The following is a 22,620-nucleotide window of genomic DNA, read 5'->3' as shown; positions in this document are numbered from 1 at the left end:
GATTGCTTAGCTTGCGGCGGGCGGCTTGGCCACCGAGCACAGGCGGATCGAGTCGGCGAGGATCTCGATGGCCTTGGGCCGCGGGAAGCTGGCACGCCAGGCGATGGCCACGGTGCGGAACGGCACCGGCGGAGTCAGTGGGCGGACTTCGATCACCCCGGGTGCGTAGTGATGGCTGTCCACTGCCGACAGCGGCAGGATCGAGATGCCCAGGCCGGAGGCGACCATGTGGCGGATGGTTTCCAGGGAACTGGATTCCACGGTGGTGTGCTTGGCGCCGTCGTTGCCCTTGGTCAGGGTCGGGCAGGCTTCCAGTACCTGATCGCGGAAGCAGTGGCCTTCGCCCAGCAGCAACAGGCTCTTGTCGTTGAGCAGGCTGGCGTCGATGGTTTCCTTCTTGGTCCAGGAATGGCCGCTGGGCATCAGTACATAGAAGGGTTCGTCGTACAGCGGCAGGGTCAGGACATCGGCCTCGTTGAACGGCAGGGCGATGATGATGGCGTCCAGCTCGCCGTTGCGCAGTTTGTCGCGCAGGACGTGGGTGAAGTTTTCTTCGATATACAGCGGCATTTGCGGAGCGACCCGGTGCAGCTGTGGAATCAGGTGGGGAAACAGGTAAGGACCGACGGTGTAGATGGCGCCCACCTTCAGCGGTGCGGTCAGCTGGTTCTTGCCGGCCTGGGCCAGTTCGCGGATGCCTTGGGCCTGTTCCAGAACCTTCTGTGCCTGGGCAACGATGGTTTCGCCTACTGGCGTCAGGCGCACCGCGCTCTTGCTGCGCTCGAAAATCAGCACACCGAGTTCGTCTTCAAGCTTCTTCACGCCTACCGAAAGGGTCGGCTGGCTGACATGGCAACGCTCGGCGGCGTGGCCGAAGTGCTGCTCTTGGGCGAGGGTAACGATGTAGCGTAATTCTGTGAGAGTCATAGCGGGCGTCCATGAGGTTGCGGCCAAGCATAACGGCTGCAATCGATAGACGCACGTTATCAGACAGAGGGTGGAGTGCGACACCCGCCAATGTCTGCTGCAGGCTGCACAAACGACAAGGGCACCCTGAGGTGCCCTTGCGTTGTATCAGCGGCGGCCGCGGCTTCTGTCGATCTCGTAGTTGTACGAGGCGGTGATTTCCACGCTGCCGTTGGTGAGCATGTCGGCCGGTGGCTTGGGCAGTGGCTGGGCGCGCCGGATCATGTCCAGGGTGGCCCGGTCCAGATCAGCGTTGCCCGAGCGTCCCACCAGTTCGTAGGACAGCACCTTGCCTTCGGCATCCACCACGAAGCGCAAGGAGTTGGTGCCTTCCTTGCCGCGACGCTGGGCTTCGCCCGGGTAGCGCTTGTATTTCGCCAGGTGGGCTTGCAGTTCACCCTGCCAGTTGGCTTTGGCGGCTGCCTGGGCCGGTGACGGGCCTGGAGTCGCTGGAGCCGGCTGCTTGGACGGCGACGGGGTTACCGGAGCGTCGCTGGGCTTTTCCTCGGAAGGTTTTTCCTTGGGTGGCTCAGGCTTGACCACCGGTTTTGGCGGCTGCGGCTTGGGCTTCTGCTTGACCGGCTTGGGCACCGAAATAGTCGGCTTCGGTGCTTCGGCGAGCTTGGGCAATGGCAGTTCTTCCACGGGCGCCGGTGGTTGCGGCGGGGTCACCACTTTCGGTGGTGCCGGTGGAGGCGGCACAGGGGCAGGCGCCAGTTCGACCACCATGGCTTGTGGTGGAATGGGCATCGGCTGTGGCTTGGACCAGTTGAGGGCGAGCAGGATCGCCACCGCATGGACACCCAGCACCACCGCCAGGCTACCGCTGTAACGCGTCAGTCTTTGGCGCGTCGTGATCATTTCTTGGCTGCCGTCTCAAGTCCGACCAGGCCGACTTTCAGGTAGCCGGCGGCCCGCAGTGTGTCCATCACGCTCATCAGGTCGCCGTAGTCCACGCCCTTGTCAGCCTGGAAGAAGATCGTGGTGTCCTTCTTGCCCTGGGTGCGGGCGTCGAGAATGGCTCCGAGGGTTTCGGCCTTGACCTCGTCTTCACCGAGGAACAGGCGTTGATCGGCCTTGACGCTGAGGAACACCGGTTTCTCGGGGCGCGGCGCCGGCTTGGCGCTGGAGGCAGGAAGATCGACCTTGATGTCCACAGTGGCCAGAGGGGCGGCCACCATGAAGATGATCAGCAGCACCAGCATCACGTCGATGAACGGCGTGACGTTGATTTCGTGGTTTTCGGCCAGGTCGTCGCCTGCGCCTTCTTTCAAATGCAAGCCCATGGCTGATTACCCCACTTTCACCATGTGCGGTTGTGCGGAGCGCTCGGTCGGCTGGTGATCCAGGTCACGGCTGACCAGCAGCAGGACTTCTGCCGAGGCGTCTGCCACCTGGGCCCGATAGCCGGTGATGGAGCGAGCGAAGACGTTGTAGATGACGACCGCCGGGATTGCTGCAACCAGGCCCAGGGCGGTGGCCAGCAGGGCTTCGGCGATACCCGGGGCAACCACGGCAAGGTTGGTGGTCTGGGTTTTGGCGATGCCGATGAAGCTGTTCATGATGCCCCAAACGGTACCGAACAGACCGACGAACGGTGCGGTTGAGCCGATGGTGGCCAGTACGCCGGTGCCACTGCTCATGTTGCGGCCGCAGGCGGCTACCAGGCGTTCCAGGCGGAACGCGACGCGCTCCTTGATGCCTTCTTTTTCACGGCTGTTGACCGAAAGGCGCATTTCTTCCAGGGCGTCGTGCACCAGCAGGTGGGCGAGGGTGCCTTCCTTGGATGCGCTGGTGCTGGCTTCTTTGAGGGTGGTGGCCTTTTTCAGGGCGGCGATTTCACTGCGCAGACGGCGTTTGGCGCCCATCAGCTCAAGGCCTTTGGCGATCCAGATGGTCCAGGTGATGATCGAAGCGATGGCCAGCCCGATCATCACCAGTTTCACGATGATGTCGGCGTTCTGGTACATGCCCCATGGCGACAGGTCGTGTGCCATGCCCAGGCTGTTGTCAGCTTCGAGGACTTCGGGAGCGTCTTCACCAAGCACTGGCTGGCCTTCGGCCTGAGCCGGTTCGCCAGAGACTGGGGCGGAGACGGGAGCGGTTGGATCGGCGGCCGGATGCTCGGTGGCCGGTGCGGTCGCGGCAGGGGCTGCGGCGGTGGCCGGTGCATGCTGGTCGGCGAAGGCTGCGGTCGGTGCCAGCAGCAGGCTGCACAGCAGCGCTGCAACCGCGCTCACGGAGCGCAGCGGGCTTGGGCGTTTGGTTGGCGAGGCGGAGAGTTGATTGCTTGTCATGCTGGCCGGACCTGAGAGGAAAAAAGGGTTAAATGTCCTTCTAGGCCTCGCAGGGCCGAGAACAAAATGGGCGAGCATTATTGCAAGTAATTCTTGTTAACAGAAGTAATAGAGTATCTTTTTTTCCTTGATTGCTAGCCGTTCGTCCAGTGTCGAGGCTAGTCTTGACCTTTCTGAAAGGAGTTTTCTGATGTCCTCCCCCTCTGTTTTGATCGCCGGCTGCGGTGATGTCGGGAGTCGCCTGGCGACTCAATTGCTGGCCGAGCAATGGCAGGTTTATGGCCTGCGTCGCAACGTTTCGCGCTTGCCGCAGGGGGTGGTGGGCGTCGCCGGAGACCTGTTCAGCGAGCACTGTCCGGCGCACTGGCCGCAAGCGTCCCTGGATTACCTGGTGTACTGCGCGGCGGCCACGGAACATGACGAGGCCGGGTATCGCGCGGCCTATGTCGAGGGCTTGCAGCATGTCCTGAGCTGGCTCAAACAGCATGGTCAGCAGCCCAAGCGTTTGTTGTTCGTGTCCAGCAGCAGTGTCTACGAGCAAAAGGACGGCGAGTGGGTCGACGAGAGCTCCCCGGCCCTGGCGACTGGCTACTCGGGCCGTTTGATGCTGGAGGCAGAGCAGGTGGCCTTGGACAGCGGGATTCCTGCCAGTCGGGTGCGCCTGACCGGTATCTATGGGCCGGGCCGTGAATGGTTGCTGACCCAAGTGCGTCGTGGCTATCGCGTTGCCATCGATCCGCCGTTATATGGCAATCGCATTCATGCCGACGATGCGGCGGGGTTGCTGGCGTTTTTGCTCAAGGCTGACCAGGGCGGTGCTGTCCTGGACGACTGCTATATAGGCGTGGATGACGCGCCTGCGCCTCTGGCGGAGGTGGTTGGCTGGCTGCGTGATTACCTGGGCGTGACCGAATGGGCTGATGATGCCAGCGTCCGGCGCACAGGCAGCAAGCGCTGCAGCAATGCCCGGGTCCGGGCATTGGGTTGGGTGCCACGTTATTCGAGCTATCGCGAGGGGTATGCGGAGATTCTTCAGGGACAAGACTGAGCCGGGCTGTAGCCGCTGCGGTTGGCAGCGGCTACAGGGGTGTCATTGTTTTTCCAGCAGCCATTGCTGACTGCCCGGCGTCAGCGAGGGCACTTCATCCGCCAGTGCGGTATTCACCGCCTGGAAGATTTCCATCTGCTGATCCTTGCGGACAAAGATCCAGGAGTTGCCCTGGCCATTGAGCTGCAGCCAGATGCTGTCATTGCCGCCGCTCATGGAGGCGCAGTCACCGGCCAGGCACAGGGCGTAGCGATCGGCGCCTGGCAGGCCTTGCACGGCGCCGTTGGCCTGGAACTGTACTTCGCTGCCCAGTCCGGGGCCGCTGACGATTTTCCATTTGCCACCCAGATAGGCCGAGTACAAAGCGCGCTCGAAGTTGGCGCCCAGTGGCGCGCCTTCAGGTGCCGGGTCTTTGGGCGCTGCGAACACTTGTTCGGGTTCGTTGTCGTTGGCCACTTGCAGCAATTGCTTGCCGTTGCGCTTGAGTTCGGTGGCGGCGCTGCCATAGAACTCGACCTTTGTGGTGTTTGAGCCGTCGCCGATGATCTTGCCTTCGATGGTCTCGAAGCCATTGGTGTAGCGGGCCTGGCCAGCTTTGGTGTTGAGTTCCCATTCCAGGTTCGGGCCGTAAGCCTGGAGGGCTTCACGCAAAGGGCCGCCCTTGGAGGCTGCGTCGATCGCTACCTGATTGATCCAGATGCCGCCAACATCGTTTTTGGCGGGGTCGCTGGCACAACCGCCGAGCAATACGGCGAGCAGCGAAACAGCTAGCGCTTGGCGCATGACGAAATCCTTTCAGAACGAAAACGGCGCAGCCTGAACAGCTGCGCCGCGGGTGTTACTCGATGACCAGAATGGCATCCATTTCAACCTGTGCGCCCTTTGGCAGGGCCGCCACGCCAATGGCGGCGCGGGCTGGGTAAGGCTGTTGGAAGTACTTGCCCATGATCTCGTTGACCTTGGCGAAGTGGCTCAGGTCGGTGAGGAAGATGTTCAGTTTGACGATGTCCTTGAACGAACCACCAGCAGCTTCGGCCACCGACTTGAGGTTCTCGAACACCTGGACGGTCTGGGCTTCGAAGCCCTCAACCAGTTCCATGGTTTTTGGATCGAGAGGGATCTGGCCCGACATGTAGACGGTGTTGCCCGCCTTGATGGCCTGGGAATAGGTGCCGATGGCGGCGGGGGCCTTGTCGCTGGTGATAACTGTCTTGGTCATGAATGACTCCTTGTAATGGAAGGGCTACGCACGCATGCGGGTGATGCGGATGACCCCGGTCAGGGCGCGCAGTTTCTTGATTACGCGGGCCAGGTGCACGCGGTCGTGCACGCTGACCACCAGTTGGACCACGCTGATGCGACCATCGCGTTCGTCCATGCTGATTTTCTCGATGTTGCCGTCGGCGGCGTTGACGCTGCTGGCCAGCAGCGCGATCAGGCCGCGCTGGTGCTCCAGCTCGACCCGCAGTTCGACGTTGAATTCGCCGGTGACATCCTTGGCCCAGGACAGCTGGATGCATTTTTCCGGGTTGTGGCGGATTTCACTGATATTGCGGCAGTTGTCCAGGTGCACCACCATCCCCTTGCCGGCGGACAGATGGCCGACGATCGGGTCGCCGGGGATCGGTGTGCAGCACTTGGCGTAGCTCAGGACCAGGCCTTCGGTGCCGCGGATCGCCAGCGGGCCTTCCGGGCTTGGCAATTGTTCGCCTTCGCCCAGCAGGCGGCGTGCGACTACATAGGCCATGCGGTTGCCCAGGCCGATGTCTTCCAGCAGGTCCTCGATCAGCTCCAGGCGGTATTCCTGAAGAATCGCCTGGATACGTTCCGCCGGGATTTTTTCCAGGGAGCTGTCGAAGCCGTTGAGCACCTTGTTCAGCAGGCGTTCGCCGAGGCTGATGGACTCGGAGCGACGTTGCAGCTTGAGGGCGTGACGAATGTGGGTGCGGGCCTTGCCGGTGACCACGAAGTTGAGCCAGGCCGGGTTCGGCCGCGCTCCCGGGGCGCTGACGATCTCCACGGTGGAACCGCTTTGCAGGGGTTCCGACAGCGGGGCCAGGCGGCGGTTGATCCGGCAGGCGATGCAGCTGTTGCCCACGTCGGTGTGCACCGCATAGGCAAAGTCCACCGCGGTGGAGCCTTTGGGCAGCTCCATGATCCGGCCTTTGGGCGTGAACACGTAGACCTCGTCCGGGAACAGGTCGATCTTCACGCTTTCGATGAATTCCAGGGAGTTGCCGGCCCGCTGCTGCATTTCCAGCACGCCTTTGACCCATTGGCGAGCCCGGGCGTGGGTGCCTTTGGGCTGCTCATCGCCGCTGGATTTGTACAGCCAATGGGCAGCGATGCCGTTGTTGGCCATCTCTTCCATTTCCCGGGTGCGGATCTGAATCTCGATCGGCACGCCGTGCATGCCAAACAGCGTGGTATGCAGGGATTGGTAGCCGTTGGCCTTGGGAATGGCGATGTAGTCCTTGAAGCGTCCGGGCAGCGGTTTGTACAAATTATGTACAGCGCCGAGCACGCGGTAGCAGGTGTCTACTTTGTCGACGATGATGCGGAATGCGTAGACATCCATGATCTCGTTGAAGGCGCGACGCTTGCCGCGCATCTTCTTGTAGATGCCGTACAGGTGTTTCTGGCGCCCACTGACCTCGCCCTGGATTTCATCAATCGCCAGGCAGTGGCTCAGGGACTCTTCGATTTTGTTGACGATTTCCTTGCGGTTGCCCCGGGCGCGTTTGACCGCCTGGTAGATCCGCGCGGAACGCATCGGGTGCATGGCCTTGAAGCCCAGGTCCTCGAACTCGATGCGAATGGCGTGCATGCCCAGGCGATTGGCGATGGGCGCGTAGATTTCCAGGGTTTCCTTGGCGATCCGCCGACGTTTTTCGCCGGACAGCACTTCCAGGGTGCGCATGTTGTGCAGGCGGTCGGCGAGTTTGACCAGGATCACGCGAATGTCGCGAGCCATGGCCATGGCCATCTTCTGGAAGTTTTCAGCTTGGGCTTCGGCCTTGGTTTCGAAGTTCATCTGGGTCAGTTTGCTGACCCCATCCACCAATTCGGCCACGGTTTCACCAAACTGCGCGCTGAGCGCTTCTTTGGCGATTCCGGTGTCTTCGATCACGTCATGCAGCATCGCAGCCATCAGGCTCTGATGGTCCATGTGCATGTCGGCAAGAATGTTCGCTACCGCGAGTGGGTGCGTGACGTACGCCTCGCCGCTGCGACGGCGTTGACCGTCATGGGCTTGTTCGGCGTAGAAATACGCTCGGCGGACCAGATTGACCTGGTCCGTGCCGAGATAGGTCGATAAGCGATCGGCGAGGGCGTCTATGCTCGGCATGATGTCTCCTGCCGTAAGCTGTGATCCCGCGCCGTGCTACGTCGACCAGGCATAGGCTTAGACGGCCTCGTTGGACTCGTCCTCGAAAGCAGCAAAAAGCGGTTCATCTTCAACGATTTCGGCTTCGGCGATAGCTGCGTAGTCGATCAGGCCTTCAGCGATTTCGCGCAGGGCGACAACGGTAGGCTTGTCGTTTTCCCATGCTACTTTCGGCTCTTTGCCGCCGGTTGCCAGTTGACGGGCACGCTTGGTAGAGAGCATGACCAGCTCAAAGCGGTTATCCACGTGTTCTAGACAGTCTTCAACGGTTACGCGGGCCATGGTCTTCCTCGTAGCAAATGCAATATGCGCGCTGCCCGGATGGGCGAGCGGACTCAACAGTTTAAAAAATCACCAGCGTTTAGGGAAGCGCTGATTTTTTGACCAAGCTCTTCAACGCGCTGCAAGTGCCAATGTAAAGCGCTTGCAGCGGTTTTGGGAAGTGCTGTTTAACCAAGCAATTCGGCAAGCAATTTGCCAAAGCGCTGCTGCTGACGTTTCTGTTGCAGCTGATTGGAGCGGAAAATCGCTTTCAGATCATCCAGCGCGTGGGCGAAATCGTCGTTGATGATCAGGTAGTCATAGTCGACGTAGTGGCTCATTTCGCTGACGGCTTCACGCATCCGCCCTTCGATGATTTCGTCGCTGTCCTGCCCGCGGTTGGTCAGGCGCTGGTGCAGGGCCTGCAGTGACGGCGGCAGAATGAAGATCGAGCGTGCCTGAGGCATCAGCTTGCGCACCTGCTCGGCACCCTGCCAGTCGATTTCCAGAATCAGGTCATGGCCTTCATCCAGGGTCTGCTGCAGGTGGCTTTGGGAGGTGCCATAAAGGTTGCCAAAGACTTCGGCACGCTCGAGAAAATCGCCGTGCTCGATCATCTTCACGAACTCGCTGCGTTCGACGAAGTGATAGTTCACGCCATTCACTTCACCTGGGCGCATGGCGCGGGTGGTGTGGGAGACCGAGACGCGGATCTCCTGATTGGCGTCGGTCAGGGCCTTGACCAGGCTGCTTTTGCCCGCGCCCGACGGGGCGGAAATGATGTACAGGGTGCCGGTGCTGTGGGTCATGTCAGTTGCCTTACTCAATGTTCTGCACTTGTTCGCGCATCTGCTCGATCAACACCTTGAGGTTGACCGCAGCCTGGGTGCTGCGCGGGTCGAAGGCCTTGGAGCCCAGTGTGTTGGCTTCGCGATTGAGCTCCTGCATCAGGAAGTCCAGGCGCCGACCGGCAGCGCCGCCGGACTTGAGCACGCGGCGTACTTCGATGATGTGGGTGCTCAGGCGGTCCAGTTCTTCGGCGACGTCGCTCTTTTGCGCCAGCAAGACCATCTCTTGCTCGAGGCGGGCGGGGTCCAGCTCGGCTTGCATGTCGGCGAAGCGGTCGAGGACTTTCTGGCGCTGGGTCGCGAGCATCTGCGGAACCAGTTCACGCAAGGTCGCCACGTCTTCTTCAATGGAGGACAGGCGTTCGTTGATCAGTCGGGCCAATTCGGCGCCTTCGCGCTCGCGGCCATTCTTCAGGTCTTTCAGGCCCTGGTTGAACAGGGCCAAGGCGTCGCTGTTCAAGGCTTGCGGGTCAGTGGCGTCGGCCACCAGCACGCCGGGCCAGGCCAGGACTTCCAGGGGATTCAGGGCTGCCGGCTGCTTGATCAGGCTGGCGACGGATTCGGCAGCGGCGACCAGTTGTGCCGCACGCTCACGGTCGACCTGCAGTGGCTTGCCGGTGGTTTCTTCAGTGAAGCGCAGGGTGCATTCGACCTTGCCCCGGGACAGGCCCTGGCGCAAGGCTTCGCGGACTGCGCTTTCGAGGTCGCGAAAGGCTTCCGGCAAACGCAGGTGCGGCTCCAGGTAGCGGCTGTTGACCGAGCGCAATTCCCAGCTCAGGGTGCCCTGAGTGCCGGCCCGTTCGACTCGGGCGAAGGCGGTCATGCTGTGCACCATGGAGGTACCTCCGATTCAGCGCCGGCGCCAACCCCAAGAGGATTGAGCGGGCCTGATAGTGATGAATTGAAGCCGACAGGCTGCGAAGGCGCAGGATTGTAGCGCAGTGCGGCCGGAGGCCCCAATCCCTGGCGCTGACAATGGGCTGCAGGTCGTCGCTACAGGACCGATCTGACGCGTAAATGTGCCTTTGGCCGTTTTAGGCGTGCCCTGGTGCGGTTGCGGGCTTTATAATGCTCGGCAGTTTTCCGTCCTCGTACAGGTGTTCCCCTATGAAACGTCCAAGTGGTCGCGCTGCCGATCAGCTCCGCTCGATCCGCATCACCCGCAACTACACCAAACACGCCGAGGGATCTGTACTGGTCGAGTTCGGTGATACCAAGGTGATTTGCACTGTCAGTGTCGAGAATGGCGTACCGCGCTTCCTTAAGGGCCAGGGTCAGGGTTGGCTGACCGCCGAATACGGCATGCTGCCGCGCGCCACCGGCGAGCGTAACCAGCGTGAAGCCAGCCGTGGCAAGCAAGGCGGCCGGACTCTGGAAATCCAGCGTCTGATCGGTCGTTCCCTGCGTGCCGCACTGGACATGTCCAAGTTGGGCGACGTGACCCTGTATGTCGATTGCGATGTGATCCAGGCGGATGGTGGCACTCGTACCGCTTCGATCACAGGTGCCATGGTGGCCCTGGTAGACGCTTTGAAAGTGATCAAGAAGCGTGGCGGCCTCAAGGGTGGCGATCCACTCAAGCAGATGATTGCTGCCGTGTCCGTGGGCATGTATCAGGGCGAACCGGTTCTGGACCTGGACTATCTGGAAGACTCGGCAGCCGAGACCGACCTCAACGTAGTGATGACCAGCACTGGAGGCTTCATCGAGGTGCAGGGCACCGCCGAGGGTGCGCCATTCCAGCCTGCTGAACTGAATGCAATGCTGGCCCTGGCTCAGCAAGGTATGAACGAAATCTTCCAACTGCAGCAGGCGGCACTCGCCGATTGATGGGCGCCGGTCTTCAGCAAGGAGAGCACCATGAGTGATGAGCAGCTACCCCAGCCCACCCCGAGCCATGAAGTTCGGCAATGGGCAATGTTTTGTCACTTGTCCGCCTTGCTGGGGATCTGGGTTCCATTCGGCACACTGATTGGGCCGCTGATTCTTTGGCAGATGAAGCGCGAGACCGATCCCTTCATTGATGCACAAGGTAAGGAAGCGCTGAACTTTCAGCTGACGGTCGCTATCGCTTCGGCAGTGTGTTTCCTGCTGATGATCGTGATAATCGGGTTCTTTATGTTCGGCCTGTTGGCGATTGGTGGTCTGGTGCTGACCATCATCGGTGGGGTCAAGGCTGGAGAGGGAGTGCCATATCGCTACCCTTTCACGTTGCGCCTGATCAAATAGAGCAAGCGCGCACAAAAAAGCCGACAGTGATGTCGGCTTTTTTGTGGCTGTGAACGGACGCTTAGATGGTCAGTGTCCAATCATAGTCCACGATCAGCGGTGCATGCTGCGAAAAACGCGGCTGGCGCGGCAGGCGTGCGCTGCGGACAAAGCGGCGCAGGCCGGGAGTCAGCAACTGATAGTCGAAACGCCAGCCCAGGTTGAGCATCTCGGCCTGTTCATTGTCCGGCCACCAGCTGTACTGGTCGCCTTCGCGACTGACTTCGCGCAGTGCGTCGACATAACCCATGTTGCCGATAATCTCGTCCATCCAGGCGCGTTCAGGTGCCAGGAAGCCCGGAGATTGCTGGCCGTCACGCCAGTTCTTGATATCCAGCTTCTGTTGCGCCACGTACAGCGAGCCACAATAAATGTACTCGCGACGTTTGCGCCGCTGCTTGTCCAGATAACGGGCGAAATCGTCCATTAACTTGAACTTCTGGTTCAAGTCTTCATCGCCGTTCTGCCCTGATGGAAGCAGCAAGGTCGCGATGCTGACCTTGTCGAAATCGGCTTGCAGGTAGCGCCCGTAACGATCGGCTGTCTCGAAGCCGAGGCCGCTGATGACCGCCTTCGGCTGCAACCGCGAATACAAAGCCACACCGCCTTGGGCAGGGACTTCAGCATCGCAGGCATAAAGGAAGTAGCCATCCAGTTGGAAGGCTGGGTCGTCCAGTTCAAAGGCAGAGGCGCGGGTGTCCTGCAGGCAGATGACGTCGGCATTCTGTGCCTGCAGCCAACTGAGCAAACCACGCTCCACTGCAGCCTGAATACCATTGACGTTCACACTGATGATCCGCATAAATGGCCCCAAAAATCACGTGCGTGTATGATACCCGAGCTCTACCTAATTAGCTAAATCCGTGGTATCTGGGGTTTTTTCATGCAGGCGTATCAGCGCGATTTCATTCGTTTTGCCATCGATCGCGGGGTTCTGCGCTTCGGTGAGTTCACCCTGAAGTCCGGGCGCACCAGCCCTTACTTCTTCAATGCCGGTCTGTTCAACAGCGGTTCGGCCCTGGCCCAGCTGGGGCGTTTCTATGCGGCGGCGATCGTCGAGAGCGGCATTCCCTTCGATGTGCTGTTTGGCCCGGCTTATAAAGGCATTCCCTTGGCAGCAGCCACTGCAGTGGCTCTGGCTGAACATCATCAGCGCGATCTGCCTTGGTGCTTCAACCGCAAGGAAGCCAAGGCGCACGGTGAAGGCGGGAGCCTGGTAGGCGCGCCATTGACCGGCGATGTGCTGATCATCGATGACGTGATCACTGCCGGCACTGCGATTCGTGAAGTGATGCAGATCATCGAGTCCCAGGACGGTGCCAAGGCTGCCGGTGTGTTGATCGCCCTGAACCGCGAGGAGCGTGGCAACGGTGAGTTGTCGGCGATCCAGGAAGTCGAGCGTGACTTCGGCATTCCAGTGGTGAGTATCGTTTCCCTGACCCAGGTCCTGCAGTTTCTGGCGGATGATCCGGCGCTCAAGCAGCACTTGCCGGCGGTAGAGGCCTACCGCGCGCAGTACGGAATCTGACACTGTAGGAGCCGGCTTGCCGGTGAAGAGACCTTGAGTCTTGAGTTGCCCGTGTGAGCGCCTTCGCTGGCAAGCCAGCTCCTACACAAGCCAGCTCCTACAAAGATTGCGTCGATAAAAAAGCCCCCGCCCGGGATGCCGGGCGGGGGCTTTTTTGTGGCTGTCGCTTAAGGGCGCTTGCGGTTGCTGATCAGGGTGCCAACACCGGTATCGGTGAAGATCTCCAGCAAAATCGCATTGGGTACGCGACCGTCGATGATCAGGGAACTGCCGACGCCGCCTTGTACTGCTTCCAGGGCACAGCGGATTTTCGGCAGCATGCCGCCGTAGATAGTGCCATCGGCGATCAGCTCGTCTACCTGCTGGGTGCTCAGGCCGGTCAGGACCTTGCCGGACTTGTCCATCAGACCGGCGATGTTGGTCAGCAGCATCAGCTTTTCGGCTTTCAGTGCTTCAGCCACCTTTCCGGCGACCAGGTCGGCGTTGATGTTGTAGGACTCGCCGTTGGCGCCAACGCCGATCGGCGCGATCACCGGGATGAAGTCACCCTTGACCAGCAGGTTCAGCAGGTCGGTGTTGATCCCGACCACTTCGCCCACATGGCCGATATCGATGATTTCAGGCGTGGTCATTTCCGGTGTCTGGCGGGTCACTGTAAGTTTCTTCGCCCGGATCAGCTCGGCATCTTTACCGGTCAGGCCGATAGCGCTGCCGCCGTGACGGTTGATCAGGTTGACGATGTCCTTGTTGACCTGGCCGCCGAGGACCATCTCCACCACGTCCATGGTCTGTGCGTCAGTCACGCGCATGCCGTCGACGAAGTGGCTTTCGATCGACAAGCGCTTGAGCAGGTCACCGATTTGCGGGCCGCCGCCGTGCACCACCACCGGGTTGATCCCGACAGCCTTCATCAGCACGATGTCGCGGGCGAAGCCGGTTTTCAGCTCCTCGCTCTCCATAGCGTTGCCGCCGTACTTGATCACCAGGGTCTTGCCGACATAGCGGCGAATGTAGGGCAGCGCTTCGGATAGGACCTTGGCGGTATTGGCGGCGGCATCGCGTTCGATGGTCATTCAGGGCTCCGGTGCTTCAAACAGTCAAAACGGTAGTTGGAGATCAGGTGCAACACGTTTCAGCTGGACGTGGAACACGTCCTTGATCCGCTGCAGCTCGGCTTCGTCATCAGCCTCGAAGCGCAGCACCAGCACAGGGGTGGTGTTGGAGGCGCGAACCAGGCCCCAGCCCTTGGCATAGTCGACTCGCACCCCGTCAATGGTGGTCAGGTCGGCGCCTGCGCCCCACTGCGCGTCGTGCAGGGCATCAATGATGCTGAATTTGCTCTCTTCGGTCACATGGATATTGATTTCCGGCGTAGAAATATCGTTCGGGAAGGTCGCGAACAACTCTTCTGCAGTGGATTTTTCCTTGCTGAGAATCTCCAGCAACCGTGCGGCGCTATAAATGCCGTCGTCGAAACCGAACCAGCGCTCCTTGAAGAACACGTGGCCGCTCATCTCGCCGGCCAGCAGGGCACCGGTCTGTTTCATTTTCTTTTTGATCAACGAGTGACCGGTTTTCCACATTAGTGGGCGACCGCCATATTCCTTGATCAGCGGAATCAGGCGCCGGGTGCATTTGACGTCAAAGATGATCTCCGCGTCCGGGTTGCGCGCCACCACATCCTTGGCGAACAGCATCAGCAGGCGATCGGGGTAAACGATACTGCCGGTGTTGGTCACCACGCCGACGCGATCGCCGTCACCGTCGAAGGCCAGGCCCAGGTCGGCGCCGGTTTCCTTGACCTTGGCGATCAGGTCTTCAAGGTTCTCGGGTTTGCCCGGGTCCGGGTGATGATTGGGGAAGTTGCCGTCCACCTCGCAGAACAGCGGAATGACTTCGCAGTTCAAGGCCTCGATCAGTTGCGGGGCAATGACCCCGGCGGCGCCGTTGCCGCAATCCACCACGACTTTCAGGCGGCGGGCCAGCTTCACGTCCCGGGTGATCTCGTCGGCGTAGCGCGGCAGGATGTCGACCTTGGTGATGCTGCCCTTGGCGCTGCTCAGGTTGTTGGTCTTGAGGCGCTGGTGCAGGGCCTGGATCTGTTCGTTGGCCAGGGTGTCGCCGGCAATGACGATCTTGAAACCGTTGTAGTTCGACGGGTTGTGGCTGCCGGTGAGCATCACGCCGGACTTGCCGGCCAGGACGTTGGCGGCGTAGTACAGGGCAGGGGTAGGTACCAGGCCGACATCGCTGACGTGGCAGCCGCTGTCGTGCAGGCCCTGGATCAGTTGCGCTACCAGCTCTGGCCCGGACAGGCGACCGTCGCGCCCCACGCAAACATCGGGTTCGCCTTGTTCAAGGCTCTGGGAGCCAATGGCGCGACCGATCCAGTAGGCGGTTTCGGCGGTCAGGGTTTGCGGTACAACGCCGCGGATGTCATAGGCGCGGAAGATGCTCTCGGGAAATGTCGGGGCGACTTTGGCTGCGTTGCTCATCACTGAGGGTGCTCCATTTGAAGAGGGGGCAGTACGGCCGGGGAAATGACAGGCCGGCGGGCTCAAACTGAAGGGTATGACGGCGTTTTCAGCATAGAGTTCGTACTGTGAAAGTGCCATCCGGAGGGCACTTGCCGGTCTGCTGATGCTCAAGAGCCCGATTTGACAGGCCCATGGGGCCATGCAGAAACCGGCGGTCATTTATCCTTGAATCCCCTGCAGCCACCCTCGGGCCGGGCCAGGTGCCCGGTCCGAGGGCGCGCAATCAGTGACTACCGGAGTGGCCGAAACCGCCTGCGCCACGCTGACTTTCATCAAAAGCCTCAACCACTTCGAAGTGCGCCTGCACCACCGGCACCAGCACCAGTTGGGCGATACGCTCGCCAACAGCGATATTGAAGGCGGTCTGGCCGCGGTTCCAGCAGGAAACCATCAGTTCGCCCTGGTAGTCCGAGTCGATCAGGCCTACCAGGTTACCCAGCACGATGCCGTGTTTATGGCCCAGGCCGGAGCGCGGCAGGATCAGCGCCGCGAGGCCCGGATCGCCAATGTAGACCGACAGCCCGGTAGGGATCAGCAGCGTCTGGCCTGGCTCCAGGATGGTGTCTTCCTTGAGCATAGCCCGCAGGTCGAGGCCGGCGGAGCCCGGCGTGGCGTACTGCGGCAGAGGGAATTCGTTGCCGATGCGTGGGTCGAGGATCTTGGCTTGTAAAGCGTGCATTGAAGTTAAACCTGGTTCAGCCGTTCGGCGATAAAAGAGATCAGTTGGCGGGCAATCTTGCCCTTGCTGGTCTGGGCGAAGAGAGTTGCGTGCAACTCCCGGTCAATCACGCTGCAGGCGTTTTCCTCGCTGTTGAAGCCAATGCTCGGGTTGGCTACGTCGTTGGCGACGATCAGGTCGAGGTTCTTGTCCTTCAATTTGCGTGCAGCGTAGTCGAGCAGATTTTCGGTTTCGGCGGCGAAACCGACACTGAATGGCCGGTCCGGCCGCGTAGCGATGGTGGCCAGGATATCTGGGTTGCGCACCATCTGTAGTAGCAGGCCGTCACCTTTCGTAGGGTCTTTCTTTAATTTCTGTGGGGCGACGACTTCCGGGCGGTAGTCCGCGACCGCCGCGGAGGCGATGAAAACGTCGCACGGGATGGCCGCCTCGCAGGCCGCGAGCATGTCGCGAGCGCTGACTACGTCGATCCGAGTGACTCTGTCGGGGGTCGGCAGGTACACCGGTCCGGTGATCAGAGTGACCCGGGCGCCGGCTTCGACGGCAGCCTCGGCCAGGGCGAAGCCCATTTTTCCTGAGCTATGGTTGGTGATGTAGCGCACCGGATCGATGTTTTCCTGCGTGGGCCCGGCCGTGATCAGCAGGTGTTTACCGGTCAGTGCCAGGTGCTGGAAGCAGTCGGCGGCGCACAGCGCCAGATCGTTGGCTTCCAGCATGCGGCCCAGACCGACGTCGCCACAGGCCTGGCTGCCGGAGGCCGGGCCGAAGACCCGCAGGCCACGGCTTTGCAGCAATTGGGTGTTGGCCTGGGTGGCAGGGTCGCGCCACATGGCCTGATTCATGGCCGGGGCGATGGCGACGGTGGCGTCTGTGGCCAGGACCAGAGTGGTCAGCAGGTCATCGGCGATGCCCTGGGCCAGGCGGGCGATCAGGTCGGCCGTGGCGGGGGCGATCAGGACCAGGTCGGCCCATTTGGCCAGCTCGATGTGGCCCATGGCAGCTTCTGCGGCCGGATCCAGCAGGTCGAGATGGACCGGGTGCCCGGAGAGAGCCTGCATGGTCAGCGGGGTGATGAATTCACTGCCGCCCCGAGTCATGACCACACGCACTTCGGCGCCCTGGTCGAGGAGTCGGCGAACCAGCTCCGCGCTCTTATAGGCGGCAATGCCGCCGCCGACGCCGAGCACGATGCGTTTCCGATACAGCCGCTGCATAGGCCTGTTTTTCCGTTCAGTGATTGCTGCGTGGCATGCCCCCTCCCCAGGTGAAATACCACGCAAAAAAGAGGGGGCTAAGATAGCACAGCGCCCGCTGCCGAACAGCGGCGCCATGCACAGGGAGGTGTGATGAGTATTCGTGATTGGCCTGCGGCGGAGCGCCCGCGGGAACGGCTTCTGGAGCAGGGCGCCATCAGTCTTTCCGACGCCGAATTACTGGCTATTTTCCTGCGCACCGGGGTAGCCGGAAAAAGTGCGGTCGACCTGGCGCGGCACCTGTTGCATCGCTTCGGCAGCTTGCGCAGTCTGCTGGAAGCCGATCAGCTGACCTTCACCCGTCAGTTGGGGTTGGGGCCGGCCAAGTACGCCCTGTTGCAAGCGGTGTTGGAGATGGCGCGTCGGCATCTGGCAGAAAAACTCCACCGGCAGTCGGCCCTGGAAAGTCCGCTGGTGGTGCGTGATTACCTGAAGTCGATGCTGCGACACGAGCCCCACGAGGTGTTTGGCTGTCTGTTTCTCGACACCAAGCATCGGGTCCTGGCCTTTGAGGTGCTGTTTCAAGGTTCGATCGACAGCACCACGGTGTACCCGCGGCAAGTGCTCAAGCGCACCCTGGCGCATAACGCCGCAGCGGTGATTCTCTGTCACAACCATCCATCGGGCATCTCTGAGCCCAGCCCGGCCGATCGAGTGGTGACCCGGCGTTTGCAGGAAGCACTGGAGTTGATCGATGTAAGGGTGCTGGATCACTTCATCGTGGGAGAGGGCGATCCGTTGTCCATGGCCGAGTATGGCTGGATCTGAAGGCGGCCAGCTTCAAGGTCGGCATTGACCTTGAAGCTGGCCTGTGTGTCATTTGACGCTGACCTTCGAGTAGTCCTGGCGGCCGAAGGGGCTCACTTGATAACCCTCGACCTGTTTGCGGGTCAGGGCGAAAGCGGTCGGGTGAGCCAGGGGGAGCCACAGCGCCTGTTGCTGGATCTGGGTCTGGGCCTGTTGGTAGAGCTTGCTGCGCACGCCCTGTTCGCTGGTGGTCTTGCCGGCGGTGATCAGCTTGTCCAGGTTCTGGTCGCAGTAGCGGGCGAAGTTGGTGCCGGATTTGACCGCTGCACAGGTGAACTGTGGTGTGAGGAAGTTATCCGGGTCGCCGTTGTCGCCGGCCCAGCCCATGAACAGCAGGTCATGTTCGCCGGCCTTGGCCCGGCGGATCAGCTCGCCCCATTCGATCACGCGGATTTCCGCCTGGATTCCCACTTGGGCCAGGTCCGCCTGCAGCAGTTGGGCGCCCAGGCTCGGGTTGGGGTTGAGCAGGCTGCCGGAGGGGCGGGTCCAGATCGTGGTCTCGAAGCCGTTTTTCAAGCCTGCCTTGGCCAGCAACTGACGAGCTTTTTCCGGGTCATGGGCGTAACCCGGCAGCTCCTTGGCGTAGCTCCAGGTATTGGCCGGGTAGGGGCCGTTGGCGGCCTCGGCGGTGCCTTCGAACACCGTCTTGAGGTAGTGGGCCTTGTCGAAGGCCAGGTTGATCGCCTGGCGTACTTCGGGTTTGTCCAGAGGCGGATGCTGGCTGTTGATCGCGACAAAGGCCGTCATGAAGGCAGCAGTTTTCTCGATCTTCAGGGTTGGATCGTCACTGGCGGCCTGGACATCCAGGGGCTTGGGCGACAGGGCGATCTGGCACTCATTGCGCCGCAGTTTCTGCAGGCGCACGTTGGCGTCTGGGGTGATGGCGAATATCAGCGAGTCTACCGCCGGTTTGCCGGCAAAGTAGTCGCGGTTGGCCTTGTAGCGGATCGAGGCGTCTTTCTGGAAGCGCCCGAAAATGAACGGGCCGCTGCCGATTGGCTGGCTGTTGAGCTTCTCCGGGGTACCGGCCTTGAGCAACTGGTCGGCGTACTCCGCGGAGTAGATCGAGGCGAAGCCCATGCTCAGCGTGGGAAGGAAGGTCGAGTCGGCGTGATCCAGGGTAAAGCGCACGGTCAGCGGGTCCAGGGCGTCGATCTTCTTGATCAGGCTGGGCAACTGCAGGGATTGGGCGTGTGGGAAACCGCTCTGGGCGACCTTGTGCCACGGTTGGGCTGGGTCGAGCATGCGCTCGAAGCTGAATTTGACGTCTTCGGCGGTCAGCTCACGGCTGGGGTTGAAGTAGTCGGTACGGTGAAACTTGACCTTGGGATGCAGCTTGAAGACATAGCTCAGGCCATCCGCGGAGACTTCCCAGCTATCGGCCAGGCTGGGGACCACCTTGCCGCTGACAGCGTCGAATTCCACCAGGCGGTTCATCAGTACGTCGGCGGACGCGTTGGTGGTGGTCAGCGAGTTGTACTGCACCACGTCGAAGCCTTCCGGGCTGGCTTCGGTGCAGACGCTCAACGCGGCGGCCTGGGCCAACGGGCTCAGAAGAGGGGCGAGCAGGAGCGGGAGGGCGGCGAGACGCATGGTCGGGTTCCTTGTGCAGATCGAAAGCCCATCTGCGAGTGCAGTCTGGAAATGCCTTACCCTAGTGGCCTCTTTGTAAAATGACTATCCCTTTTGTATCCGCCGCTGAAACCTGGGGCGCGGTCAGGGCCCGAGCCGTGATTTTGCACAGATAGGCCCGCGTTCAGCGGCAGATTTGTTCCCGGGGTTTCGAGAGAAATATATTCTGCGACGAGCGGTAGATTTCTGCGGTAGCCTTTGCCGCAGGCGTCCGGCGCAAGAAAATCAGGACTTTTCATCATCCTGCACACAGCGGCTGTTGTTGCTATGGGGTCTTTCTGGTATAAAGCAGCGCTCTTTTCTAGGGGCCCGGTTCCTTCGCTTGTAGGTGTAGCCGGTAAGACCCTAAAGAAACGCGGCGCCTGGCGCCAAATGACTGAGAGATTAAGCGGCCAACCCATGCCGGGTTGGGCATGTGGTTTTAGAGGGCTGAGGCATGTCTAGAGTCTGTCAAGTTACCGGTAAGGGTCCGGTGACTGGGAATAACATTTCCCACGCAAACAACAAAACCCGTCGTCGTTTCCTGCCGAACCTGCAGCATCACCGCTTCTGGGTTGAGTCCGAGAAACGTTTTGTGCGTCTGCGCGTATCTGCCAAAGGCATGCGTATCATCGACAAGCGCGGCATTGATGTCGTGCTGGCCGAAATCCGTCGCGATGGCGGCAAGGTTTAAGGGAGCTAATCATGCGTGAATTGATTCGTTTGATCTCGAGCGCCGGTACTGGTCACTTCTACACTACCGACAAGAACAAGCGTACTACTCCGGACAAAATCGAGATCAAGAAATATGATCCGGTTGTTCGTAAGCACGTGATCTACAAGGAAGGCAAAATCAAGTAATTGATTTTTCTTCTGACAAAAAAACCCGCCTTCAAGCGGGTTTTTTTGTGCCTGGGATTCAGGCTTTCTGTTCGAAGGCCACGTAGACCTTGCGGCAGGGCTCCAGCACTTCCCAGGTGCCCTTGAAGCCGGCCGGGATCACAAAGCGGTCGCCAGAGCGCAAGGTCTTGGCGTTGCCGTCGTTGTCTCGCAGCACCGACACGCCCTGGAGAATCTCGCAGTATTCGTGTTCGGTGAAGTTCACCGTCCATTGGCCCACTGCGCCTTCCCAGATCCCGGCATTGAGCTGCCCGCAGGGGCTGCCGTAGTGGTTGAACACCGCTTGCTCGGGATCGCCCTTGAGGATTTTTTCCGGAGCAGGGCGGTAGCGTTCACCCTCGGTGTTGGCCTGGCTGAAGTCGACGACGTTGTGGATGCTCATTCTTGTATTCCCCCGTGATTGCGGCGCGAGTGGCTATGAAGGCCAAAGTCTATGTTTATTAAAATGCACATAGCAATGGCGTTTGCCCGGACTTTGTCAAATATATTGAAAGTACAGGGGTCGCTGGTTTAGGGTGGCGGGTGCCTTTGGCCGAAAACAGGCTGGCCGGGCAGAATTCTTCATGAGTGCCGGCGTAGTTCGCATGGCGCTTGTATTCAAATAAGAGGAGGACACTCGTATGACCACCCTGACTCGTGCCGATTGGGAACAACGTGCCCGCGACCTGAAAATCGAAGGCCGCGCCTACATCAACGGTGAATACACCGCATCTGTTTCCAATGACACCTTCGAGTGCATCAGCCCGGTAGACGGCCGTGTGCTGGCAACCATTGCCAGCTGTGACGCCGCCGATGCCCAGCGCGCCGTGGACAATGCCCGCGCCACCTTCAACTCTGGCGTCTGGTCGCGCCTGGCGCCGGCCAAGCGCAAGTCCGTCATGATTCGTTTTGCCGGCCTGCTCAAGCAACACGCCCAAGAGCTCGCGCTCCTGGAAACCCTGGACATGGGCAAGCCCATCACCGACTCCCTGGAAATCGACGTTCCCGGCGCGGCGCAGGCCCTGAGCTGGAGCGGCGAGGCCATCGACAAGATCTACGACGAAGTCGCTGCCACCCCCCACGACCAACTGGGTCTGGTGACCCGTGAGCCCGTGGGCGTAGTCGCGGCCATCGTGCCGTGGAACTTCCCGCTGATGATGGCCTGCTGGAAACTGGGGCCGGCGCTGTCCACCGGTAACTCGGTGATCCTCAAGCCTTCGGAAAAATCCCCGCTGACCGCGATCCGCATCGCGGCCCTGGCGGTGGAAGCCGGGATTCCGGCTGGCGTATTCAACGTACTGCCAGGCTACGGCCACACAGTGGGCAAGGCCCTGGCCCTGCACATGGACGTGGACACCCTGGTGTTCACCGGCTCCACCAAGATCGCCAAGCAACTGCTGGTGTACTCCGGTGAATCCAACATGAAGCGCGTCTGGCTGGAAGCCGGTGGCAAAAGCCCGAACATTGTGTTCGCCGATGCCCCGGACCTGCAGGCCGCCGCCGAATCCGCTGCCAGCGCCATCGCCTTCAACCAGGGCGAAGTCTGCACCGCCGGTTCCCGCCTGCTGGTGGAGCGTTCCATCAAGGACAAATTCCTGCCGCTGGTGATCGAGGCCCTGAAAGCCTGGAAACCGGGCAACCCACTGGATCCGGCTACCAACGTCGGCGCCCTGGTGGACACCCAGCAGATGAACACCGTGTTGTCCTACATCGAGGCCGGTCATGCCGATGGCGCCAAACTGGTGGCCGGTGGCAAGCGCACCCTGCAGGAAACGGGCGGTACCTACGTCGAGCCGACGATTTTCGACGGCGTCAGCAACGCGATGAAGATTGCTCAGGAAGAGATCTTCGGCCCCGTGCTGTCGGTGATTGCTTTCGACAGCGTGGAAGAGGCGATCCAGATTGCCAACGACACCCCGTACGGGTTGGCGGCAGCGGTCTGGACTGCGAACATCTCCAAGGCTCACCTGACGGCCAAGGCACTGCGTGCCGGTAGCGTGTGGGTCAACCAGTACGACGGTGGCGACATGACCGCGCCGTTCGGCGGCTTCAAGCAGTCGGGCAATGGTCGGGACAAGTCGCTGCACGCGTTCGACAAGTACACCGAGCTGAAGGCGACCTGGATCAAGCTCTGAGTCTTCGGGGTTGAGGCGATGGCGTCCGCCAGGGCGCTTTCGCCGGCAAGCGCCACGCCGTACAGGCGCTCCTGCCCGAAGCTGTTGATCCACAGCGCAGCCGGACTTCCCGAGA

The 22,620-nt window shown here is 60.9% G+C and carries 24 protein-coding genes and 1 pseudogene; 8 read left to right on the top strand and 17 right to left on the bottom strand.

Features of this window, described 5'->3' with window-relative positions; all coding sequences use genetic code 11:
• Positions 1 to 6: 6 nt before the first annotated feature.
• The 4 genes from ACSSVC_RS02915 to exbB form a co-directional block, all read right to left on the bottom strand.
• Positions 7 to 927 (bottom strand): hydrogen peroxide-inducible genes activator, encoded by a 921-nt coding sequence (locus tag ACSSVC_RS02915; protein WP_102881293.1) that lies wholly within the window; start codon positions 925 to 927, stop codon positions 7 to 9.
• A 147-nt stretch (positions 928 to 1,074) separates the two neighbouring features.
• Positions 1,075 to 1,827, bottom strand: a complete 753-nt coding sequence (locus ACSSVC_RS02910; RefSeq protein ID WP_317070627.1) for an energy transducer TonB family protein — start codon at positions 1,825 to 1,827, stop codon at positions 1,075 to 1,077.
• Positions 1,824 to 2,252: a TonB system transport protein ExbD gene (exbD, locus tag ACSSVC_RS02905; protein ID WP_102862272.1), complete on the bottom strand. Its 429-nt coding sequence runs from the start codon at positions 2,250 to 2,252 to the stop codon at positions 1,824 to 1,826. The genes ACSSVC_RS02910 and exbD overlap by 4 nt, the downstream gene beginning before the upstream one ends.
• Before the next feature lie 6 nt (positions 2,253 to 2,258).
• The gene (gene exbB, locus ACSSVC_RS02900) at positions 2,259 to 3,263 is read right to left on the bottom strand and encodes a tonB-system energizer ExbB (RefSeq protein ID WP_492611973.1); all 1,005 of its coding nucleotides are present in this window, start codon (positions 3,261 to 3,263) and stop codon (positions 2,259 to 2,261) included.
• Between the two features lie 190 nt (positions 3,264 to 3,453).
• Here exbB and ACSSVC_RS02895 point away from each other — a divergent pair, with 190 nt between their 5' ends.
• Positions 3,454 to 4,311 carry an SDR family oxidoreductase gene (locus ACSSVC_RS02895; protein ID WP_346633424.1) on the top strand — a complete coding sequence of 286 codons (858 nt, stop codon included), beginning with the start codon at positions 3,454 to 3,456 and terminating at the stop codon, positions 4,309 to 4,311.
• A gap of 42 nt (positions 4,312 to 4,353) precedes the next feature.
• Here the strand turns inward: ACSSVC_RS02895 and ACSSVC_RS02890 are convergent, their stop codons facing one another.
• The 6 genes from ACSSVC_RS02890 to ACSSVC_RS02865 form a co-directional block, all read right to left on the bottom strand.
• Positions 4,354 to 5,094 (bottom strand): hypothetical protein, encoded by a 741-nt coding sequence (locus tag ACSSVC_RS02890; protein ID WP_346633423.1) that lies wholly within the window; start codon positions 5,092 to 5,094, stop codon positions 4,354 to 4,356.
• 55 nt (positions 5,095 to 5,149) lie between these two features.
• On the bottom strand, positions 5,150 to 5,530 hold the full coding sequence (locus ACSSVC_RS02885; RefSeq protein WP_007921133.1) for a RidA family protein: 381 nt from the start codon (positions 5,528 to 5,530) through the stop codon (positions 5,150 to 5,152).
• 24 nt (positions 5,531 to 5,554) lie between these two features.
• Entirely contained in the window at positions 5,555 to 7,660 is a 2,106-nt protein-coding gene (gene spoT / locus ACSSVC_RS02880) for a bifunctional GTP diphosphokinase/guanosine-3',5'-bis pyrophosphate 3'-pyrophosphohydrolase (protein ID WP_346633422.1), read from the bottom strand.
• A gap of 57 nt (positions 7,661 to 7,717) precedes the next feature.
• The gene (gene rpoZ / locus ACSSVC_RS02875; RefSeq protein ID WP_007921129.1) at positions 7,718 to 7,981 is read right to left on the bottom strand and encodes a DNA-directed RNA polymerase subunit omega; all 264 of its coding nucleotides are present in this window, start codon (positions 7,979 to 7,981) and stop codon (positions 7,718 to 7,720) included.
• Between the two features lie 167 nt (positions 7,982 to 8,148).
• Entirely contained in the window at positions 8,149 to 8,769 is a 621-nt protein-coding gene (gmk, locus tag ACSSVC_RS02870; RefSeq protein ID WP_123726837.1) for a guanylate kinase, read from the bottom strand.
• 10 nt (positions 8,770 to 8,779) lie between these two features.
• Positions 8,780 to 9,643 carry a YicC/YloC family endoribonuclease gene (locus ACSSVC_RS02865; protein ID WP_346633421.1) on the bottom strand — a complete coding sequence of 288 codons (864 nt, stop codon included), beginning with the start codon at positions 9,641 to 9,643 and terminating at the stop codon, positions 8,780 to 8,782.
• A gap of 272 nt (positions 9,644 to 9,915) precedes the next feature.
• Between ACSSVC_RS02865 and rph the strand changes: the two genes are divergently transcribed.
• On the top strand, positions 9,916 to 10,638 hold the full coding sequence (gene rph, locus ACSSVC_RS02860) for a ribonuclease PH (protein ID WP_011064229.1): 723 nt from the start codon (positions 9,916 to 9,918) through the stop codon (positions 10,636 to 10,638).
• Positions 10,639 to 10,668: 30 nt separating this feature from the next.
• A complete protein-coding gene (locus ACSSVC_RS02855) occupies positions 10,669 to 11,037 on the top strand; it encodes a DUF4870 domain-containing protein (protein WP_346633420.1) in 369 nt (122 codons plus the stop codon).
• Between the two features lie 61 nt (positions 11,038 to 11,098).
• Here the strand turns inward: ACSSVC_RS02855 and crc are convergent, their stop codons facing one another.
• Entirely contained in the window at positions 11,099 to 11,878 is a 780-nt protein-coding gene (crc, locus tag ACSSVC_RS02850) for a catabolite repression control protein Crc (protein WP_123726834.1), read from the bottom strand.
• An 81-nt stretch (positions 11,879 to 11,959) separates the two neighbouring features.
• Here crc and pyrE point away from each other — a divergent pair, with 81 nt between their 5' ends.
• Positions 11,960 to 12,604 carry an orotate phosphoribosyltransferase gene (gene pyrE / locus ACSSVC_RS02845; protein WP_346633419.1) on the top strand — a complete coding sequence of 215 codons (645 nt, stop codon included), beginning with the start codon at positions 11,960 to 11,962 and terminating at the stop codon, positions 12,602 to 12,604.
• A gap of 167 nt (positions 12,605 to 12,771) precedes the next feature.
• On the opposite strand, the gene argB is transcribed toward pyrE, so the two are convergent.
• The 4 genes and pseudogenes from argB to coaBC form a co-directional block, all read right to left on the bottom strand.
• Positions 12,772 to 13,677 carry an acetylglutamate kinase gene (argB, locus tag ACSSVC_RS02840; RefSeq protein ID WP_011064225.1) on the bottom strand — a complete coding sequence of 302 codons (906 nt, stop codon included), beginning with the start codon at positions 13,675 to 13,677 and terminating at the stop codon, positions 12,772 to 12,774.
• Between the two features lie 24 nt (positions 13,678 to 13,701).
• Positions 13,702 to 15,102, bottom strand: a pseudogene (locus ACSSVC_RS02835) (phosphomannomutase/phosphoglucomutase); the annotation flags it as partial.
• Positions 15,103 to 15,364: 262 nt separating this feature from the next.
• Complete coding sequence (gene dut / locus ACSSVC_RS02830) at positions 15,365 to 15,820, bottom strand: dUTP diphosphatase (RefSeq protein ID WP_102862261.1); 456 nt, start codon at positions 15,818 to 15,820, stop codon at positions 15,365 to 15,367.
• Between the two features lie 5 nt (positions 15,821 to 15,825).
• A complete protein-coding gene (gene coaBC / locus ACSSVC_RS02825; RefSeq protein ID WP_346633418.1) occupies positions 15,826 to 17,034 on the bottom strand; it encodes a bifunctional phosphopantothenoylcysteine decarboxylase/phosphopantothenate--cysteine ligase CoaBC in 1,209 nt (402 codons plus the stop codon).
• Positions 17,035 to 17,166: 132 nt separating this feature from the next.
• Between coaBC and radC the strand changes: the two genes are divergently transcribed.
• Positions 17,167 to 17,841 carry a RadC family protein gene (radC, locus tag ACSSVC_RS02820; RefSeq protein WP_102881287.1) on the top strand — a complete coding sequence of 225 codons (675 nt, stop codon included), beginning with the start codon at positions 17,167 to 17,169 and terminating at the stop codon, positions 17,839 to 17,841.
• A gap of 48 nt (positions 17,842 to 17,889) precedes the next feature.
• On the opposite strand, the gene ACSSVC_RS02815 is transcribed toward radC, so the two are convergent.
• A complete protein-coding gene (locus ACSSVC_RS02815) occupies positions 17,890 to 19,473 on the bottom strand; it encodes an ABC transporter substrate-binding protein (protein WP_346633417.1) in 1,584 nt (527 codons plus the stop codon).
• Between the two features lie 475 nt (positions 19,474 to 19,948).
• Between ACSSVC_RS02815 and rpmB the strand changes: the two genes are divergently transcribed.
• Positions 19,949 to 20,185, top strand: a complete 237-nt coding sequence (gene rpmB / locus ACSSVC_RS02810; RefSeq protein ID WP_011064219.1) for a 50S ribosomal protein L28 — start codon at positions 19,949 to 19,951, stop codon at positions 20,183 to 20,185.
• 11 nt (positions 20,186 to 20,196) lie between these two features.
• On the top strand, positions 20,197 to 20,352 hold the full coding sequence (gene rpmG, locus ACSSVC_RS02805; protein WP_003177274.1) for a 50S ribosomal protein L33: 156 nt from the start codon (positions 20,197 to 20,199) through the stop codon (positions 20,350 to 20,352).
• A gap of 58 nt (positions 20,353 to 20,410) precedes the next feature.
• Here the strand turns inward: rpmG and ACSSVC_RS02800 are convergent, their stop codons facing one another.
• Positions 20,411 to 20,773, bottom strand: a complete 363-nt coding sequence (locus ACSSVC_RS02800) for a cupin domain-containing protein (protein ID WP_346633416.1) — start codon at positions 20,771 to 20,773, stop codon at positions 20,411 to 20,413.
• A gap of 238 nt (positions 20,774 to 21,011) precedes the next feature.
• On the opposite strand from ACSSVC_RS02800, the gene ACSSVC_RS02795 reads away from it, so the two are divergent.
• On the top strand, positions 21,012 to 22,505 hold the full coding sequence (locus ACSSVC_RS02795; RefSeq protein ID WP_346633415.1) for an aldehyde dehydrogenase: 1,494 nt from the start codon (positions 21,012 to 21,014) through the stop codon (positions 22,503 to 22,505).
• Positions 22,506 to 22,620: the final 115 nt, after the last annotated feature.

It is taken from the genome of Pseudomonas sp. E1BtOHC1 (assembly GCF_058744285.1).
Note: the sequence above shows the minus strand (reverse complement) of the source record. Positions and strands in the feature narration are given on the sequence as shown.